The sequence below is a fragment of the Methylobacterium sp. WL12 genome (genome assembly GCF_008039475.1).
Lineage (GTDB): Bacteria > Pseudomonadota > Alphaproteobacteria > Rhizobiales > Beijerinckiaceae > Methylobacterium > Methylobacterium cerastii.
In genome coordinates this window covers 1-15,363 of record NZ_VRUW01000021.1, presented here as the reverse complement: position 1 = coordinate 15,363, position 15,363 = coordinate 1, and the positions used below count along the sequence as shown (strand labels likewise).

The window sequence follows — 15,363 nt, the reverse complement described above, 5'->3', positions numbered from 1 at the left end:
TTAGCCCTCCGCGCCCGGCAGGACGATTTCCGCGCGCAGGCCCCCCTGCGGCAGGGTCGCGAGCCGGATCTCGCCGCCATGCGCGCGGATCGCCGAGCGCGCGATGGCCAGCCCGAGCCCGGTGCCGCCGGTCTCGTCGTTGCGCGAGTCGTCGAGGCGGGCGAAGGGCTCGAACATCGCCTCGACCCGGTCCGCGGGGATGCCCGGCCCGTCATCCTCGACCCGGATGCGCACCTCCGCCCCGTCGCGGTCGAGGGCAATGCGGGCGCGCGCCCCATAGCGAACCGCGTTCTCGACGAGGTTGTCCAGCGCCCGCCGCAGGGCGTCGGGCCTCCCTGCGAAGGGCAGGGTTTCGGGCGCCGACAGGGTGACGTCGCGGCCGAGCGCCACGTGGTCCGAGACCAGGGTGCGGGCAAGCTCAGTGAGGTCGAGGGGTCCGCTCGCCTGCGAGGCGGCGTCGTCGCGGGCAAACGACAGGGTCGCCTCCACCATCCGCTTCATGTCGCCCAGCGTGCGCACCATGCCGGCGCGCAACGCCTCGTCCTCCACCATCTCCGCGCGCAGCCACAGCGAGGCGATGGGCGTACGCAGGTCGTGGCTCACGGCGGCCAGCATCCGCGTGCGGTCGTCGACGTAGGCCCGGAGCCGCGCCTGCATCCGGTTGAAGGCGATCGTCATCGTCTTTAGCTCCGCCGGCCCCGGCTCCGGCAGGGGCGCGACCAGGGTGCCGCGCCCGGCCTCCTCGGCGGCCTGCGCCAGGGCGGTCACCGGCCCGACCACCCCGCGCAGCCCGAGGCCGACGGCGACGAGCACGGCGACGACGCTGGCGGCGATCTGGAACAGGCCGATCCGCATCCAGGGCGGCGTCGGCAGCGCGACCGGCGCCTCGCCGTTGAGCCAGCGCCCGTCGGCGAGGTGCACCGAGACCTGGAGCGCCTCCGGTTTGGCCCGGCGCTCCTCGGCGCCGGGGGCGTCCGCGACGTCGCGCTCGACCGAGTCGTGTTTGACCGCGTCGTGTTTGACCAAGTCGCGCTTCACCAAGAGGAGCCGCGCCTCGCTCGCATCCGCCTGGAGCCTGCGGTCGAGGCCGTGCGCCAGCCGCGCCTCGTCGGCGTCCATCGCCCCGTCGGGGACGAGGCTGGCCTGGCCGATCGAGAAGTGATGGCGCGGCGAGTTGAAGGCCGCGATGGTGCCCGGCACCGCGTCCGCCGGCACCGTGTCGAGCAGTCGCACGAGGATGGCGATGCGGTCGATCACCTGGGTGCGTCCCGCGGCCCGCCCGACGCGGGTCGCCTCGCTCGCGAACATCGCGAAGGCGGCGGCCTGCGCCGCCACCACCGCCAGCACGAGCAGCAGCGCCAGCCGCCAGACCAGCGCGCGCGGCACCAGGCGGATCACCGGACCTCCCGCACGTCGGCGGCGAAGACGTAGCCGCCGCCCCACACCGTCTTCAGCAGCTCGGGATGGGCCGGGTCGCGCTCGAGCTTGCGCCGCAGCCGGCTGACCTGGTTGTCGATGCTGCGATCGAAGGCCTGGGCCGTGCGCCCGCTCGTCAGGTCGAGGAGCTGGTCGCGCGACAGCACCACCCGCGGGCGCCGCACCAGCGCTGCGAGCAGGCGGAACTCGGCGGTGCTGAGCACCACCGCCTCGCCGCCCTCGCCGACGAGCTCGCGCCGGTCGCCGTCGAGGACCCAGCGGTCGAAGGCGAGGCGAAGCGCGCCGGGCTCCGCCCGCTCCCGCGGCAGGGCGGCGGCGCGGCGCAGCAGGTTCTTCACCCGTGCCAGCAGCTCCCGCGGGTCGAAGGGCTTCGTCACGTAGTCGTCCGCGCCGATCTCCAGACCGACGATCCGGTCGGTCTGCTCGGCCATCGCGGTCAGCAGGATCACCGGCGTGTCGTGCACCTCGCGGATGTGGCGGCAGAGCGAGAGCCCGTCCTCGCCGGGCATCATCACGTCGAGGACGACGAGGTCGATGGCGCTGGTGTTGAGGATCGTGCGCGCCGCCGCGGCGTCGGCCGCCACGCTCACCCGCAGGTCGTGGCGGCGCAGGTAGGCGGCCAAGGGATCGCGGATGTCGCGGTGGTCGTCCACGACCAGCAGGTGGGCAGCGTCCATGTCGTCGAGCCTTTCGCCGCCGATCCTAGCGGCGGCCCGCGCGCGGGCGCGGGAAACAACGTCGCAAGATGTATCCGGCGCTCCGGCCTGCGACAGCTCGACACGAAAGTCCGCCCGCCCGGGATCGTTGCGCGACAGGCCGAGGCCAAGGTTCGTTCCAACCCGATTTGCCAGGCCGATTCGCCGAGCAGATTCGCCAAGCCGCCGGTGCGGTGCGCCGCGGGGGGATCGAAGGATCGACGCGATGACCACGGACGCCGTCCTGGCGCTTAACCGGTTCGGAGTCGGCGCGCGGCCGGGGGAGGTCGCCCGCATCGCCGCCGACCCCCGCGGATGGCTTCGCGCGCAGCTGTCGCAGCCCGCCGCGGCCCTGATCGACGACCCTGCGCTCCTGTCCTCCGATGCGGCGGCGAGGCAGCTCGCGCAGGCCCGCCGGGCGAAGCGCGATCCGGCGGCCGAGCCTGCGGCGCAGGCGGTCGATCCCGGGCAGGTCCGGCGAACGATCGGGCGGACCGAGGTCGCGGCGCGGCTCGCGCACGGCGTGGCGACGGAGGCCGGCTTCGTCGAGCGGCTGGCGCTGTTCTTCGCCAACCACTTCGCGGTCTCGGCCGACAAGGGGCCGGTCCGCGTGCTCGCCGGCGCCTTCGAGCGCGAGGCGATCCGCCCGCACGTGCTCGGGCGCTTCGCCGACATGCTCCGGGCCGTGCAGCGCCACCCGGCGATGCTGATCTACCTCGACAACCAGCGCTCCGTCGGCCCGGGCTCGGTGGCCGGCGCGCGCCGCGGCCTCGGCCTCAACGAGAACCTCGCCCGCGAGACCCTGGAATTGCACACGCTGGGCGTCGACGGCGGCTACGGCCAGGCCGACGTCACGGCGCTGGCCGCGGTCCTCACCGGGCGCGGCTGGGTGCCGCCGCGGGCCGACCGGCCGGATGCCGGGCGCTTCCTGTTCAGTCCCAACCGGCACGAGCCGGGCCCGGCGACGATCCTCGGCCGGACCTACGAACCGGGCGGGCTGGAGCAGGGCGACGCGGTGCTGGACGCGCTCGCGCGCCACCCGGCGACCGCCCACCACCTCGCCCGCAAGCTCGCGACCCACTTCATCGCCGACGACCCGCCGGACGGCGCGGTGGCGCGCCTCGCCACCGCCTACCGCGAGGGCGACGGCGACCTCGCCGTGGTGGCCGCCGCCCTCGTCGCGACGCCGGAGGCGTGGGACCCGGCGCCGCGCAAGTTCAAGACGCCCTACGAGTTCGTGCTGAGCGCGGCCCGCCTCGTGCCCGGCATCGGCGCGGGCGACGGCCGCACCCTGCGCGCGCTCGCCGCCTTCGGGCAGCGCACCTTCGCGCCGCCGAGCCCGCGCGGCTGGCCGGACGCCGCCGCCGAATGGCTCGCGCCGCACGCCTTCAAGGCCCGGATCGACTGGGCCGCCGAGGCCTGCGAGCGGGCGCCGCCCGCGGACAACCCGGTCGCGCTCGCCGAGGACGCGTTCGGGCCGCTGCTCTCCGCGGCCACCCGGCGCGAGATCGCCCGGGCCGAAACCGGGGCGCAGGGCCTCGCCCTCCTCCTGATGAGCCCGGAATTCCAGCGGAGATAGGTCGATGCGCCTCCACCTTCCGACCCGCCGCGGCCTGCTCGCCGCCGGCTCGACGCTGGCGGTTTCCGCCCTGATGCCGCGGATCGCTTCGGCCACCACCCGCGATCCGCGCTTCGTCTTCGTGATCCTGCGCGGCGCCCTCGACGGGCTCGCCTTCCTGCCCGCCCTCGGCGACCCGGCCTATGCGAGCTTGCGCGGCGCGCTCGCGCTGCCGGCTTCCGGCGACGGCGCGGCGCTGCCGCTCGGCGGCCTGTTCGGGCTCAACCCGAACCTGCCGTTCCTGAAGGGGCTGTTCGACGCCCGCGAGGCCTTGATGCTGCACGCGGTGGCGACGCCCTATCGCGAGCGCTCGCATTTCGACGGGCAGGACGTTTTGGACAACGGCACTCCCAGCCCGAACGGCAGCGCGACCGGCTGGCTCAACCGTGCGGCCGGCCTGCTCCCGGCCGCCGGACCGGCCCGCGGACGCGACCTCTTCGCCTGCGGCGCGACGGTGCCCCTGGTGATGCGCGGGCCCGCCCCGGTGATGAGCTGGTCGCCCGGAAACCTGCGCACGCCCCTCGATGACACCGTGATGCGGCTGGAGCGCCTCTACGGCGAGCGCGACCCGCGCCTGCTGGCGGCGCTGACGGAGAGCAACCGCCTCGACGCGATGCTTCCCAAAGGACCAGCCAGAGGCGGCCCGGGCCGGTCCTACGCCACCCTGGCGGCGGCGGCGGGCCGGGTGCTCGCCCGGCCCGAGGGCCCGCGGATCGCGACCCTGGCGCTCGACGGCTGGGACACCCATGCGGCGGAGGGGCCGGCCTCCGGCCGCCTCGCCCACCTCCTCAAGGCCCTCGACGACGCGCTGGCCGCGCTGAAGGCGGAGCTCGGCCCCGCCTGGGGCGAGACCGTGGTCGCGGTCGCCACCGAGTTCGGCCGCACCGCCTACCCCAACGGCACGGACGGGACCGACCACGGCACGGCGGCGGCGGCCTTCCTCGCCGGCGGCGCGGTGGCCGGCGGCCGGGTCGTCGCCGACTGGCCGGGGCTTGCGCCCGCCTCCCTCCTCGACGGGCGGGACCTCCGCCCGACCCTCGACCTGCGCGCCGTGCTGAAGGGCGTCCTGCGCGACCATCTCGGCCTGCCGGACCGGGCGCTTTCCGACACCGTCTTCCCGGGCAGCGGAGGCGTCGCGCCGACGCGCGACCTCCTCGCCTGACCATCGTTTCCTGGCCTGCCAGTCCGGAATCCCGGTGCGGCGCGCTAGCGCCGCACCTCCCCCTCACGAAAGGACGATCCGATGTTGAGCAGATCCCTGGGCGCCGCCATCCTCGCCAGCGCCTTCGCCGCGACCCTGTCGGGGCCGGCCTCGGCGCTTCCCCTCGTCGGCCTCGATGCGCCGGAGGCGAACATCGTCCAAGTCTACGGTGGCTGCGGCCCGTTCGGCCACCGCGGCCCCTACGGCGGCTGCCGCACCGGCGGGCAGGCGGGCGGCTACGTCCGCGGGCGCTCCTGCCCGCGGGGCTTCCACATCGGCCCCGCCGGCCGCCGCTGCCGGCCGAACCGCTTCTGAGCGATCGATCCCGCGCCGCCCCTCGCCGGGCGGCGTGGTCCCCGAGCCCACGGAGCAGCAAGCTTACCCGGCGAGGCCTGCCAAATGCAGGAGGATGCCGGCCGCGGAGCAGGCCGCCAGCGTCGGGATCACGCCGGCCCTAAACCGGAACACCGCCACGAGCGCCCCCAGCGCGAGGAGCAGCGCCCACGGGTCCAGGCTGGCGAGCACCGGCAGGTCGAGGCGGATCGGCCCGAAGGCGACCGGTTCGAGGCGGGCGAACAGCGTGTGCAGGGCGAACCAGACCGCGAGGTTCAGGATCACCCCGACCACCGCCGCCGTGATCGCCGAGAGCGCGCCGGCCAGCGTTCGGTCGCCGCGCAGGCGCTCGACGTAGGGCGCGCCGACGAAGATCCAGAGGAAGCACGGCGCGAAGGTCACCCAGGTGGTGAGCAGGCCCCCCAGCGTCCCGGCGAGCAGCGGCGGGAGGCCGCCCGGATTGCGGAACGCGGCGAGGAAGCCGACGAACTGCGTCACCATGATCAGCGGCCCCGGCGTGGTCTCGGCCATGCCGAGCCCGTCGAGCATCTCGCCGGGCCGCAGCCAGCCGAACTGCCCGACCGCCTGCTGGGCGACGTAGGCGAGCACCGCGTAGGCGCCGCCGAATGTCACCATCGCCATCTTCGAGAAGAACAGGGCGATCTGCCCGAACACGTTGCCGGGGCCGAGGAGGCCGACGATCGCGGCGACCGGCACCAGCCACAGCGCCGCCCAGGCCGCCGCCGTCAGGAGCGTGCGCGCGGGGGCCTCGCGCTCCTGCGGCAACGCCGCGTCGCCGAGGAGATACGGCCCGGCCTTCGCGGCGCCGGTCGCGCCGTGGCCGCCGCCGACCCGGAACTGCGGCAGGCCGGCGCGGCCGCCGAGATAGCCGAAAAAGCCCGCCGCCAGCACGACCGCCGGGAACGGCAGGTCGAACAGGAACAGCGCGACGAACGAGGCCGCCGCCAGCGCCACCATCGGCGCGCTCTTCAGGGCGCGCCGGCCGATGCGCAGCACCGCCTCGGCGACGACGGCCAGCACCGCCGCCTTGAGCCCGAAGAACAGGCCGGCGACCACGCCGACGTTGCCCGACAGCGCGTAGATCCAGCTCAGCGCCATGATCGCGACGAGGCCCGGCAGCACGAACAGGCCCCCCGCGACGAGCCCGCCGCGGGTGCCGTGCATCAGCCAGCCGACATAGGTCGCGAGCTGCTGTGCCTCCGGCCCCGGCAGCAGCGTGCAGAAGTTCAGCGCGTGCAGGAAGCGATCCTCGGAGATCCAGCGCCGCTCCTCGACGAGGATGCGGTGCATCACCGCGATCTGCCCGGCCGGCCCGCCGAAGGACAAGGCGGCGATGCGGCCCCAGACGGGGACCGCCTCGGCCAGGCTCGGCATCCGCAACCCGGGCGTCGCGGTGTCTGGCATCGGGATGTCGGCGCCGTCCGCCATGTCGGGTTTCGCCTTCCGTGCGCCCGCCGCGGCCGGGCTGTCCGAGGTTTTAGGCGGCCACGCGGGAGGCCAGCACCTTGTCGATGCGGCGCCCGTCCATGTCGACCACCTCGAAGCGCCAGCCGCCGGCCTCGAACGCGTCGCCCGCCGCGGGGATGCGACCGAGCTCGTAGATCACGTAGCCGGCCAGCGTCGTGAAGTCGTCGGAATCCGGCGTCTCGGCCAGTTCCAGCCGCTCGAACGCCTGGCGGGCCGGGATCATCCCGTCGATCAGCAGCGAGCCGTCGGCGCGTTCGACCACGTCGGGCTCCTCGCCGGGTTCCGGGATGTCGCCGGCGATCGCCTCCAGCAGGTCGGTCTGGGTGACGATGCCCTCCAGGGTGCCGTACTCGTCGACGACCACCGCCATCCGCATCGGCTGGCTCTGGAAGGTTTCGAGCACCGCCAGGATCGTCATGCTCTCGTGCACGACGATCGGGCCTTGCGTCGCGGCCGTCAGGTCGATCGCGTCGCCGTCGAGCACCTGGTCGAGCAGGTCCTGCTTGCGCACCACGCCGACGAGCTCGTCGACCTGGCCCCGGCTGACCACGACCTGGGCGTGGCCGCAGGCGCGCACGGCCTTGAGGATCGCCGCGTGGTCGGCGTCGGCGTCGACCCACTCGACCTCGTGGCGCGGGGTCATGATGTCGCTGACCCTGCGCTCGCCGATGGCGAAGATCCGCTCGACCGCCTCCTGCTGGACCTCGCGGATCAGGCCGGCCTCCTGGCTCGCCTGGATCAGCAGGTTGAGTTCGGCGGTCGAGTGCAGCGAGCCCTCGCCATGGCCCGGCTGGAGGCCGAACAGGCGCAGCACGCCGTTGCCGAGCCCGTTGAGGAACAGGATCGCCGGCCGGAACACGAACAGGAAGAGGCCGAGGGGGCGGACCACCGCGAGCGCGGTGCGTTCGCTGCGCTGGAGCGCGAGGCTCTTGGGCGCCAGCTCGCCGAGCACGATGTGCAGCGACGTGATCAGGGCGAAGGCGATCGCCACCGCGATGGAATGGGCGGCGACCGGCCCGAGCGAGAGCGGCAGCCCGTCCACCGCCGGCGCGATCAGGTGGGCGAGCGCCGGCTCGCCGACCCAGCCCAGCGCCAGCGACGACAGGGTGATGCCGAGCTGCGTCGCGGCCAGATGCGCGTCGAGGCGGTCGGTCGCCCGCTGCAGCGCCGCCGCGTTCGCGCGCCGCTCGGCGACGAGTTCGGCGACGCGGCTCCGGCGCACCGAGACCAGGGCGAATTCGGCCGCCACGAAGAAGCCGTTGGCCAGCACCAGGACGAGGACCGCGAGCAGCCCCAGCGCGGTCGCCCATGCATCGTCGGAAATCGCCGTCTCCCGTCGTGTCGAACGCCCCGCCATAGCAGCCGGCGGCGCGCCGGGCCACGTCGAAGGTCTCGGCCAGCAGTGCTTCGCGGAAAGCAAAATCAGAAACGATGGGTTTCCATCGTTTCCGTTTCAAATCGCCGGGATGATCCTCAAATCAAGCCGATCGCGAGCGCCGGGCGGCGCTCTCAAAGGAGATACGTCATGTCCGAGATCGGCCTTCACCACGTCACCGCCTTTTCCGGCCCGGCGTCGCGCAACCGCGACTTCTACACCCGGGTGCTCGGGCTGCGGCTCGTCAAGACGACCGTCAACTTCGACGACCCGGGCACCTACCACCTCTATTACGGCGACGAGACCGGCCGCCCCGGCACGCTGCTGACCTTCTTCCCGATCGCGCATGCGGCGCCGGGCCGGCTCGGCGTCGGCGAGACGCAGGAGATCGCGCTGCGGGTGCCGCGGGCCGCGATCGGCTGGTGGATCCACCGCTTCGTCGCGACGTCCGTCGATCACGACGCGCCGGCGAGCGTCTTCGGCGAGCCGACCCTGCGCTTCCGCGATCCCGACGGGATGCGGCTGGCCCTGGTCGGCGTCAACGGGGCGGAGCCGGAGCCGGCCTGGGGCGGCGGCGCGGTGCCGGCCGAGCACGCGGTGCGCGGCCTGCACGGGGTCACGTTGCGCCTCGCCGAGACCGGCCCGACCGCGGCGATCCTCGCCGACGGCCTCGGCTTCCGCGAGACCGCGCGCGAGGGCGCGTCGATCCGTTTCGCCGGGGACGCGGCGGCCGGCGGCTTCGTGACCCTCGAGGCGGCCGGCGCGGTCGCCCGCGGGCGACAGGGCGCCGGGTCGGTGCACCACATCGCCTTCCGGGCCGCCGACGACGCGGCCCAGGCGGCGATGGTGGCGCGGCTCTCCGCCGACCACGGCCTCGCGGTCACCGAGCAGCGCGACCGCCAGTACTTCCGCTCGGTCTACTTCCGCGAGCCCGGCGGCGTGCTGTTCGAGATCGCGACCGATGCGCCGGGCTTCGCCATCGACGAGCCGCTCGCCACCCTCGGCTGCGCCTTGAAGCTGCCGGCCGGCCTCGAACCGCACCGGGCGCGGATCGCGGCCGCCTTGCCCGACCTCGCCTTGCCCGACCTCGCCTTGCCCGACCTCGCCTCGCCCGACCTCGCCTGACCCGTCTTCCCGCCCCGCGCCTACGGGGCGGGATTGCCCTGCCCGCTTCCTGGAAGTCCGTCATGACCACCACCGATCTCGGCTTCGTCCACCGTTTCGAGCCGGGCGACGCGTCCGTTCGCCCCCTGCTCCTCCTGCACGGCACCGGCGGCGACGAGGCCGACCTGCTGCCGCTCGGCCGACGGGTGTCGCCGGGCGCGGCCCTGCTGTCGCCGCGCGGTCCGGTCCTGGAGAACGGCATGCCGCGCTTCTTCCGCCGCCTGTCCGAGGGCGTGTTCGACGCCGACGACGTGCGCCGCCGCGCGGCCGACCTCGCCGGGTTCGTGGCGGCGGCGCGGGCGCGTTACGGCCTTCCGGCACCGCTGGCGCTCGGCTTCTCGAACGGCGCCAACATCGCCGCCGCGATGCTTCTGCTGCACCCCGAAACGCTGGCGGGCGCCGTGCTGCTGCGGCCGATGGTGCCGCTGTCGGACGCCGCGCCGGCGGACCTCGCGGGCCGGCCCGTGCTGCTGCTGTCGGGCGCGGCCGACCCGATCGTGCCGGCCGAGAACGCGGCGCGGCTCGCCGCCCTCCTCACGGCGGCCGGAGCCCGCGTCGAGCACGCCACGCTTCCGGCCGGGCACGGCCTGTCGCAGGCCGACCTCGCCGGCGTCGAAGCCTGGATGGCGCGCGAAGCGCCGCCGGCTTGAGAGCCGCCGCCGGCCTGAGGGCCGCCCCCGATCCGCGGCCATCCCCCGCAGGCGCTCCCTCGCGGCGTGCAAGCGTATAGGAAGGCACGCCGCGCCCTGCCGACGCCCGGCAGGACGCGCACGGACGCGGGAGCTTTCCATGGATGCCGACCTCGCCGAAACCCTGCGCCGGGCCGCCGCCGCCGGGCGTTGGCACGCCCAGGCCTTCGTCGTCCAGACTTTCGTCGACCAGGTCGGCGCCGACGCCCTCCCCTGGTCGGTGGTCGCCGCCTTCGACGCCGAGATCCGCGGCTCGGTCGAGCGCGACCGGCGGATCGAGGACGAGCGCGACCGCGTGCTGATCGCCGCGGTGAAGCTCGCCGACGGCAGGCCGGAGGACGGGGCTGAGGCGATCGAGACGGCGCGCGCGCACCTGATCGCGGCGATCGACTACCTGGAACAGGCGGTGCTGCGGTTCGGCGTCGTCAGCCGGGCCGGGGCGAAGCACGGCTTCGGCCCCGCCGGCCGTCCGGTCGCCGCGCGGAGCTGAGCACCCCACGGCCTGATGCGTCGCCTGCGTTCGAGCCGGGGTCCTGGCGAAATCGCCGTCGCCGCGTGCGACGACTGCGAGCCCCCCCGGTTGACGTTGGCGGGCTTCCTCGGGCCCTTCGTAAGGATCGTTCCGGCCGCCGCGACGGTTTGCGCCTGCGCAACCGTCGTCCACCTCGACAACCGATGCCGCGCCGGCCGACCGGTGGCGGCTGGAGACTTCCGTGCCGCACAGACAGCCGCTTCGCCTCTGGATCGTCCGCCATGGCGAGAGCGCCGGCAACGTCGCCCGCGATGCGGCCCAGGCCGCCGGCGCGACGCGGATCGACATCGCCGAGCGCGACGTCGACGTGCCGTTGAGCGAACGCGGCCACCGGCAGGCCGAAGCCCTCGGGCGCTGGTTCGCCGCGATGCCCGCCGACGCGCGGCCGAACCTCGTCCTGGCCTCGCCCTACCGCCGCGCGGTCCAGACGGCCGAGGCGATCCGCGCATCGGGGGCGCTCGCCGCCGGCGCGCCGCCGCTGCTGGTCGACGAGCGCCTGCGCGAGAAGGAGTTCGGCATCCTCGATCGCCTCACCCGCGCCGGCATCGAGCAGTTGCACCCCGAGCAGGCGGAACTCCGCACCGACCTCGGCAAGTTCTACCACCGGCCGCCGGGCGGCGAGAGCTGGTGCGACGTCATCCTGCGCCTGCGCAGCGCACTGGACACGATGGCGCTGCATTACGAGGGCCAGCGCATCCTCCTGGTCGCCCACCAGGTGGTGGTCCTGTGCCTGCGCTACCTGCTGGAGAATAGGACCGAGGCTGAGATCCTGGCCATCGACGCGCAGGGCGACGTCGCCAATTGCGGCGTCACGGAATACGCCCCCGCGGCGGTCGCCGCGCCCGGCCCCGCCCTCGACCTGATCCGCTACAACTTCGTCGCACCCCTTGAGGCACAGGGTGCTCCCGTTACTTCCGAACCCGACGCCAACGAAGCGGACGCCAAGAGTTGACAGCGTTGCACCATCGTCGGAAACCGACCGGAGGACAGCCATGGGCGCCGTGACACCGCTGACCGAGCACGTGCTCCGCGGCATGGCGCCCCCCAAGCCGGAGGGCGACAGCAAGGACGGCCGCGGCTGCGTCCTTATCGTGGCCGGGTGCACGGGCCTGCCCGGTGCCGTGCTGCTGAGCGCCAACGCGGCGATGCGCGTCGGCGCGGGCAAGCTCCAGATCGGCGTGTGCCGCGACCTCGCGATCCCGGTCGGCATCGCCGTGCCGGAAGCCCTGGTGGTCGGCTTGGCGCAGACCGAGGGCGGCGGCATCGGCCGCGACTGCGCCGACGACCTCGCGGGGCGGTCGCGCGCCGTCGACGCGATCCTGACCGGTCCGGGCATGAGCGAGGACGCCGACACCGAAGCCGTGGTGTCCGCCCTCGTGCGCGGGGGCAAGGAGGCGGCGTTCGTCCTCGACGCCGGGGCGCTCGTTGCGCTCCGCGCCGACCCGGACCTGACCCGAAGCCTGTCCAGGCCGGCGATCATCACCCCGCATGCGGGCGAGATGGCCAAGCTCCTCGACCTGGATCGCGAGGCCGTCGAGGCCGACCCGCTGGCCGCGGCGCGCCGCGCCACCGAGCGCTTCGGCACGGTGACGGTGATGAAGGGCGGCCGGACGCAGGTCGTCTCCCCCGACGGCCGCGCCTGGTGCTACGAGATGGGGCATGTCGGGCTGGCGATCTCGGGCTCGGGCGACACGCTCGCGGGCCTGATCGTCGGGCTGCTCGCCCGCGGGGCCGAGCCCGAGGCGGCGGCCCTGTGGAGCGTCTACGCCCACGGCGAAGCCGGTCGCCGGCTCGCCCGCCGCTACGGCGGGATCGGCTTCCTGGCGCGCGAGATCCCGGCGGAGGTGCCCTGCATCCTCGCCGAGGTGATGACCTGAGGCCGAGTCCGGCCCCCAACGTTTGCGAAGCGAGGACCCCATGGCGCAGCCGCCGGACGACAACCTGGACCACTACGCGCTCGGCTTCTACGCGCCGGGCAAGACCCTGCGCCGCGAGGACTGCCCCTATGCCGAAGGCATGGAGGCGCACGACCTCTGGCTCGCGGGCTACGACGCGGCCCTGCGCGGCGACACGCTCGAGGATCGTCCCGCGCCGCAGGCCTGAGCCCGGGCGACGGCGTTTGGCCGTCGGAAACGCCCGCGGCGCATGGACTACCAGGGCACGGTCTGCCCGGCGTGGTCGAGGAAGACGCAGCCGCGCTGCCCGAGGTGCCGTTCGAGCACCGTGACGATGCCGCGCGCGCTGGTCTCGACGTCGTGGGTCGCGCGCCGGCCGCCGAGATCCGTGCGCACCCAGCCCGGATGCATCAGCACGACGCCCCAGGCGGCCTTGGCGTGCTGCCCGGTGAAGGAGCGGGCCAGGGTGTTGAGCGCCGCCTTAGCTCGCGCGGTAGCTGCTCCAGCCGCCGCCGCGGTTCAGCGAGACCGAGCCGAGCTTCGAAGTCATCAGGACGACGAGCCCGTCGGGGGCCACGCGCGCGTGGAACGCCTCGGCGAAGCGGATCGGGCTGAGGGCGTTCGTCTGGAAGACCGCCGTCGCCACCGCGCGCGGCATCGCGGCGGCCGGCGTGCCGGCCTGGGTGGCGACGCCCGCGACCACGAAGACGAGGTCGAAGGCCGGCGCGTCCGCGAGCGTCCTGCGCAGGGCGGTCACCGCCGCGTCGTCGTCGATGTCGACGCCCGCCTCGATCCGCAGCCGGCCGTCGGTCGCGAGGCCGGACAGGGCGGCGGAAGGGCGGCGCACGGTGGCCGTCACGTCCCATCCGCGATCGAGGAACCGGGCGACGAGGCCGAGCCCGAGGCCGCGGGAGGCGCCGACGACCAGCGCCCTGCGGGCGGTCAAGGCGCACATCCCCGGCTGGGCATTACGACGACCGGCCTGCGCGGCAAGGCCGATGAAGCGCCGCCTGCGACGGCTCTCGTGACGGCATCGATGAGGGGAGGCATCGCTTCAGGATAGGTCCCGGAGCCGGCCTGTCGAGGAAACGGTTTGTCGCGTGGCAACGCCCGGAGCGGATGGGGCCGAGCCGCGTTGACCCTGCGACACCGCCGGACAGGACCCCCTCGATGCATGCGAAGCGACTGGCGGAGACCGAGGCGGCACTCGCCCGCACCGATCGCCTCTGGCGGGCGGAGGTGAGCCGGCTCTACGGCCCCGAGGGCGTCCTCCGGTTCGGCTACGGGCCGGAGGGGCGCGGCGTGGACGGCTCGTCCGTCCGGCGCGCCTACGAGGCCCGTCGCGACGCGGTCGCCTCCTGGCGCCACGAGCGGCGGTCGGCGCACGCGGTCCGGTAGCCCGACCGTGTCGACCACGACGGCCTCCATCCTCGGCCTGTGGTCCGCCTACTGGGCGGCGATGTTCGCGCAGGTCGCCCACCTGCGGACGCTCGACGACGGCGTCGGCGCCACCACCTGCGGCTGGGTCTCGCGAAGCCTCCTGGCCATCGGAACCGCGTTCTTCCTGCTGGCGAAGGGCGGGTAGGGGAAGGCACGCGCGGGGTCGGCTCTGGATCGACGCCTGCCCCTCCGGCCGCCTGCGAATTGCTGAGCCGGCCAGGTCGGTGACGTAGCGCCGGTGGACCCAGCCGGACCGGCACGGTCCCGCGTAGGCGGTCCGGCGCGGCCAGGGCGTCGCGACGCCGCAATCCCGTCCCTCCCGGTCCGCGTACACGACGCCGAGCCACGGCCCACGGGTCTCGCAGACCGACAGGCGCTGGCCCGTATGGATGCGATCGACCTCGCGGTAGGGGCGGCCGCCGGGGCCGCTGCGCACCGAGAGGAAGTCGTCGCCCTTCGGGTCGAGGCCGGTGACGGCTGCCAACCGCGGGCAGGCGTCGAGCTCAGGCCCGTCCGCGCCAGGCTGGACCGGCACGTCGAGGGAAGCGGTTTGCGCGTGGGCGGCCGCGATCGACAGGCCGAGCGCCGCGGCGAGGACGAGCGGCTTGCGCCAGGTCATGAACGACTCCGTTGCGGACGGGGCGACGCCGCGCCTGGCGAGCTATGTCGGCGGCGGATCACCGGTCAAGCACCGGCGGCGCGGCAGCGCGCGTGCGCCGAAACCGGGCGAGGCCGTGCCGGACGGCCGCCACCAGGCCGAACGCGGTGAGCCAGGCGAGGAGCCAGATTTCGTACAGGTCGGCATCCATCGCCGATTCCCCGTCGAGGCCGAGCCAGGCGGCGAGGCCGTGCGGGACCGGAACGCCGGACCGGAGCGCGAGGCGCATCGCCGGGATCGATAGCAGCGAGGCGGCAAGGATGTGCATCGCCGCCCGGTAGAGCGGCCGGGCCGCGCCCGCGACGGTTCCCGCGAAACCCGCGAGCAACGCCGCGCCGAGCCAGAGCGCCACCGGCCGCCGGGCCGCGTCGGCCTCGGCCCCGCCGGGCAGGAGCGGAAACAGGAGGAACAGCGGCGCCAGGCCGAGCGCGAACAGCAGCGCGAGGGGCGGCACGTGCAGCAACCGGGCGACGCGACGGCGAACCGATTCGTCGGCGTCGGCGCCGCGCTCAGCCGCCCGCATCGCGCGCCGCGTCGAGGATCTTTAGGATCGCAGGGCTCCGGCCATGGCGACGGCGCAGGCGCGCCTCGTCCGCGTCGAGGGCGTCGCAGCCCAGGTCCTTCACCGCGTCGGCGATCTCCCGCCCCCGGGCCGCGTCGTAGGCGTCTTCGCCGGTCCAGTGCCGGCAGCCGGTCAGGCGCGTCAGGTAGCGCTCCACGTCGGCGGGGCGTCGGCCGGGCTCCGCCGCCAGCGGCGACACCGGAAGCAGCGCGGCCAACAGCGCGAGCCGCATCGTCCGTCCGGTCATTCCGTCACCCCCGCCCTCACCCCCGCCCC

19 protein-coding genes are annotated in these 15,363 nt (G+C 74.6%); 11 read left to right on the top strand and 8 right to left on the bottom strand.

Going from position 1 to position 15,363, the window contains the following annotated elements; translation table 11 throughout:
- Positions 1-1,398 carry an ATP-binding protein gene (locus tag FV226_RS10595; protein WP_147762872.1) on the bottom strand — a complete coding sequence of 466 codons (1,398 nt, stop codon included), beginning with the start codon at positions 1,396-1,398 and terminating at the stop codon, positions 1-3.
- Positions 1,395-2,114, bottom strand: coding sequence for a response regulator (locus tag FV226_RS10590; RefSeq protein ID WP_147762871.1), 720 nt, complete (start codon positions 2,112-2,114; stop codon positions 1,395-1,397). The genes FV226_RS10595 and FV226_RS10590 overlap by 4 nt, the downstream gene beginning before the upstream one ends.
- Positions 2,115-2,358: 244 nt before the next feature.
- Between FV226_RS10590 and FV226_RS10585 the strand changes: the two genes are divergently transcribed.
- The 3 genes from FV226_RS10585 to FV226_RS10575 all read left to right on the top strand — a co-directional run bounded on the left by FV226_RS10585 (position 2,359) and on the right by FV226_RS10575 (position 5,266).
- On the top strand, positions 2,359-3,711 hold the full coding sequence (locus FV226_RS10585; RefSeq protein ID WP_147762870.1) for a DUF1800 domain-containing protein: 1,353 nt from the start codon (positions 2,359-2,361) through the stop codon (positions 3,709-3,711).
- A gap of 4 nt (positions 3,712-3,715) precedes the next feature.
- Positions 3,716-4,912, top strand: coding sequence for a DUF1501 domain-containing protein (locus tag FV226_RS10580; protein ID WP_147762869.1), 1,197 nt, complete (start codon positions 3,716-3,718; stop codon positions 4,910-4,912).
- A gap of 81 nt (positions 4,913-4,993) precedes the next feature.
- Entirely contained in the window at positions 4,994-5,266 is a 273-nt protein-coding gene (locus tag FV226_RS10575) for a hypothetical protein (RefSeq protein ID WP_147753882.1), read from the top strand.
- Between the two features lie 63 nt (positions 5,267-5,329).
- Here FV226_RS10575 and chrA read toward each other — a convergent pair whose 3' ends face one another.
- Both chrA and FV226_RS10565 read right to left on the bottom strand, forming a co-directional pair.
- Positions 5,330-6,709 carry a chromate transporter gene (gene chrA / locus FV226_RS10570; protein ID WP_246691552.1) on the bottom strand — a complete coding sequence of 460 codons (1,380 nt, stop codon included), beginning with the start codon at positions 6,707-6,709 and terminating at the stop codon, positions 5,330-5,332.
- Between the two features lie 73 nt (positions 6,710-6,782).
- Positions 6,783-8,129: a hemolysin family protein gene (locus FV226_RS10565; RefSeq protein WP_147762867.1), complete on the bottom strand. Its 1,347-nt coding sequence runs from the start codon at positions 8,127-8,129 to the stop codon at positions 6,783-6,785.
- A 168-nt stretch (positions 8,130-8,297) separates the two neighbouring features.
- Here FV226_RS10565 and FV226_RS10560 point away from each other — a divergent pair, with 168 nt between their 5' ends.
- The 6 genes from FV226_RS10560 (at position 8,298) to FV226_RS10535 (ending at position 12,635) form a co-directional block, all read left to right on the top strand.
- Complete coding sequence (locus FV226_RS10560) at positions 8,298-9,272, top strand: VOC family protein (protein ID WP_147762866.1); 975 nt, start codon at positions 8,298-8,300, stop codon at positions 9,270-9,272.
- A gap of 62 nt (positions 9,273-9,334) precedes the next feature.
- Complete coding sequence (locus tag FV226_RS10555; RefSeq protein WP_147762865.1) at positions 9,335-9,961, top strand: alpha/beta hydrolase; 627 nt, start codon at positions 9,335-9,337, stop codon at positions 9,959-9,961.
- A 139-nt stretch (positions 9,962-10,100) separates the two neighbouring features.
- On the top strand, positions 10,101-10,490 hold the full coding sequence (locus FV226_RS10550) for a hypothetical protein (protein ID WP_147762864.1): 390 nt from the start codon (positions 10,101-10,103) through the stop codon (positions 10,488-10,490).
- A gap of 223 nt (positions 10,491-10,713) precedes the next feature.
- The gene (locus tag FV226_RS10545; RefSeq protein WP_147762863.1) at positions 10,714-11,484 is read left to right on the top strand and encodes a histidine phosphatase family protein; all 771 of its coding nucleotides are present in this window, start codon (positions 10,714-10,716) and stop codon (positions 11,482-11,484) included.
- Between the two features lie 40 nt (positions 11,485-11,524).
- Positions 11,525-12,409 carry an NAD(P)H-hydrate dehydratase gene (locus FV226_RS10540; RefSeq protein WP_147762862.1) on the top strand — a complete coding sequence of 295 codons (885 nt, stop codon included), beginning with the start codon at positions 11,525-11,527 and terminating at the stop codon, positions 12,407-12,409.
- Positions 12,410-12,449: 40 nt separating this feature from the next.
- A complete protein-coding gene (locus FV226_RS10535) occupies positions 12,450-12,635 on the top strand; it encodes a ribosome modulation factor (protein ID WP_147753890.1) in 186 nt (61 codons plus the stop codon).
- Between the two features lie 47 nt (positions 12,636-12,682).
- Here FV226_RS10535 and FV226_RS29075 read toward each other — a convergent pair whose 3' ends face one another.
- Entirely contained in the window at positions 12,683-12,844 is a 162-nt protein-coding gene (locus tag FV226_RS29075; protein ID WP_348644097.1) for a hypothetical protein, read from the bottom strand.
- A gap of 64 nt (positions 12,845-12,908) precedes the next feature.
- Complete coding sequence (locus FV226_RS10530) at positions 12,909-13,373, bottom strand: SDR family NAD(P)-dependent oxidoreductase (protein WP_348644096.1); 465 nt, start codon at positions 13,371-13,373, stop codon at positions 12,909-12,911.
- A gap of 224 nt (positions 13,374-13,597) precedes the next feature.
- On the opposite strand from FV226_RS10530, the gene FV226_RS10525 reads away from it, so the two are divergent.
- Positions 13,598-13,825: a hypothetical protein gene (locus FV226_RS10525; protein ID WP_147753892.1), complete on the top strand. Its 228-nt coding sequence runs from the start codon at positions 13,598-13,600 to the stop codon at positions 13,823-13,825.
- A gap of 7 nt (positions 13,826-13,832) precedes the next feature.
- A complete protein-coding gene (locus FV226_RS10520) occupies positions 13,833-14,012 on the top strand; it encodes a hypothetical protein (RefSeq protein WP_147762861.1) in 180 nt (59 codons plus the stop codon).
- Between the two features lie 532 nt (positions 14,013-14,544).
- Here FV226_RS10520 and FV226_RS10515 read toward each other — a convergent pair.
- A complete protein-coding gene (locus tag FV226_RS10515) occupies positions 14,545-15,048 on the bottom strand; it encodes a hypothetical protein (protein WP_147762860.1) in 504 nt (167 codons plus the stop codon).
- On the bottom strand, positions 15,035-15,363 hold a 329-nt coding region (locus FV226_RS10510; RefSeq protein ID WP_348644095.1), incomplete at its 5' end, for a hypothetical protein. The genes FV226_RS10510 and FV226_RS10515, both read right to left, overlap by 14 nt.

What these genes read in the sequence shown, in the direction of transcription:
- FV226_RS10550 (WP_147762864.1), top strand. Translation starts at nt 10,101, where the DNA reads ATGGATGCCGACCTCGCCGAAACCCTGCGCCGGGCCGCCGCCGCCGGG.
- FV226_RS10585 (WP_147762870.1), top strand. Translation starts at nt 2,359, where the DNA reads ATGACCACGGACGCCGTCCTGGCGCTTAACCGGTTCGGAGTCGGCGCG.
- FV226_RS10535 (WP_147753890.1), top strand. Translation starts at nt 12,450, where the DNA reads ATGGCGCAGCCGCCGGACGACAACCTGGACCACTACGCGCTCGGCTTC.
- FV226_RS10560 (WP_147762866.1), top strand. Translation starts at nt 8,298, where the DNA reads ATGTCCGAGATCGGCCTTCACCACGTCACCGCCTTTTCCGGCCCGGCG.
- FV226_RS10540 (WP_147762862.1), top strand. Translation starts at nt 11,525, where the DNA reads ATGGGCGCCGTGACACCGCTGACCGAGCACGTGCTCCGCGGCATGGCG.
- chrA (WP_246691552.1), bottom strand. Translation starts at nt 6,709, where the DNA reads ATGCCAGACACCGCGACGCCCGGGTTGCGGATGCCGAGCCTGGCCGAG.
- FV226_RS10515 (WP_147762860.1), bottom strand. Translation starts at nt 15,048, where the DNA reads ATGCGGGCGGCTGAGCGCGGCGCCGACGCCGACGAATCGGTTCGCCGT.
- FV226_RS10555 (WP_147762865.1), top strand. Translation starts at nt 9,335, where the DNA reads ATGACCACCACCGATCTCGGCTTCGTCCACCGTTTCGAGCCGGGCGAC.
- FV226_RS10575 (WP_147753882.1), top strand. Translation starts at nt 4,994, where the DNA reads ATGTTGAGCAGATCCCTGGGCGCCGCCATCCTCGCCAGCGCCTTCGCC.
- FV226_RS10590 (WP_147762871.1), bottom strand. Translation starts at nt 2,114, where the DNA reads ATGGACGCTGCCCACCTGCTGGTCGTGGACGACCACCGCGACATCCGC.
- FV226_RS10525 (WP_147753892.1), top strand. Translation starts at nt 13,598, where the DNA reads ATGCATGCGAAGCGACTGGCGGAGACCGAGGCGGCACTCGCCCGCACC.
- FV226_RS10565 (WP_147762867.1), bottom strand. Translation starts at nt 8,129, where the DNA reads ATGGCGGGGCGTTCGACACGACGGGAGACGGCGATTTCCGACGATGCA.
- FV226_RS10580 (WP_147762869.1), top strand. Translation starts at nt 3,716, where the DNA reads ATGCGCCTCCACCTTCCGACCCGCCGCGGCCTGCTCGCCGCCGGCTCG.